1 protein-coding gene is annotated in these 1373 nt (G+C 57.5%); it reads right to left on the bottom strand.

From position 1 onward, the window contains the following. Positions 1–259 precede the first annotated feature (259 nt). Positions 260–1282 (bottom strand): IS110 family transposase, encoded by a 1023-nt coding sequence (locus tag FKW31_RS15465; RefSeq protein ID WP_078524646.1) that lies wholly within the window; start codon positions 1280–1282, stop codon positions 260–262. Positions 1283–1373 lie beyond the last annotated feature (91 nt).

Raw genomic sequence — 1373 nt, 5'->3', positions numbered from 1 at the left:
CCGTCCGTTATGCAAGAGTTTTCTGACCCATATTGACGTGTGATCGTGTGCGGTCTTCTGTAAGGCCTGTTGATGTGGCCTTTCAGAAGCCACTGGCCGGTATGGTGATCAGCGGATCAGATCCAAATCTCACAGGCGTGCTTTAAAGCACAGAGAAATCCACTGGTTTTTCCGATCCGGATCAAACGATCATGCGCCCATTCAGGTCATCGCCCTCTCACACCCCTACCGGTTCCATCCGCAGAAGCCAAGCCATCGCTCAGGCTGCCACGGACAGGGCCGGATCCCGATAATCCTCCTGTTTTGTTGCCATAGCCCAGATGGCCCGTGCCATCCTGTTGGCCAGGGCAATGGCTACCAGCATACGGGGCTTGCGGGCGAGCATCCGCGCCAGCCAGCTTCCCGGTGCAGGGGCCTTACGGCTGGCCCAGTTCACCAGGGTCATGGCACCCATGATGAGAAGCCTGCGGATATCAGCCTGCCCGGCTTTTGATATCTTCCCCAGCCTTTCCTTTCCGCCAGATGAGAACTGACGGGGCACCAGCCCCAGCCACGCAGCAAAGTCGCGCCCGCGCCGGAAGCTCTGCAGGTCAGGCGCAAAAGCTTCAATCGCAAGAGCGGTCAGAGGACCCACTCCAGGCATGCTCTGCAATCTGCAGGTGTTTTCACTTTCCTGGGCAAGCATCCTGATCTTCTTTGTTCTGGCATCAATTCGCACACTCTGCTCCGAAATCTGTTGCAGCAGATCAAGGCATTCCTGCCTTACAAGATCTGGCAGAACTGCATCATCCAGCATGGCTTCAATGCGTTTGATATGCGCAATCCCCTGTGGCACGACGAGACCGAATTCATACAGAACGGCACGCAGGGCATTCACCAGTTCCGTGCGCTGGTGCACCAGACGCTGCCGGGCCCGGAAAAGAACGCCACGCGCCTGCTGCGCTTCAGTGCGTGGTTCGACAAAGCGCATTTCCGGCTGACGGGCCGCAATGACGATCGCTTCCGCATCAGCAGCATCGTTCTTCTGGCGCTTCACGAAAGGCTTCACATACTGCGGAGCGATCAGTCTGACCTCGTGACCAGCTCCTGCCAGTTCGCGAGCCCAGTAATGCGCGCTCCCGCACGCTTCAAGAACGACCAGAGCAGGCGGCTGCGTGGCCATGAACTGCATAAACTGCTGACGACGCAGCTTTTTGCGAAACATCACCTCGCCCGCACGCGAAGCTCCATGAACCTGGAAAATGTTCTTTGCCAGATCAACGCCTATCACTGTATCCTTCATCTGCCGTCCTTTCGCGCAGTCGTTTCTTCCAACGACCATTCTGGCACATTGCGATGCCGTGCGGGGAGGACGGCAACCACCCCATCTCACA

Source organism: Acetobacter sp. DmW_136 (genome assembly GCF_008690365.1).
Lineage (GTDB): Bacteria > Pseudomonadota > Alphaproteobacteria > Acetobacterales > Acetobacteraceae > Acetobacter > Acetobacter oryzifermentans.
Note: the sequence above shows the minus strand (reverse complement) of the source record. Positions and strands in the feature narration are given on the sequence as shown.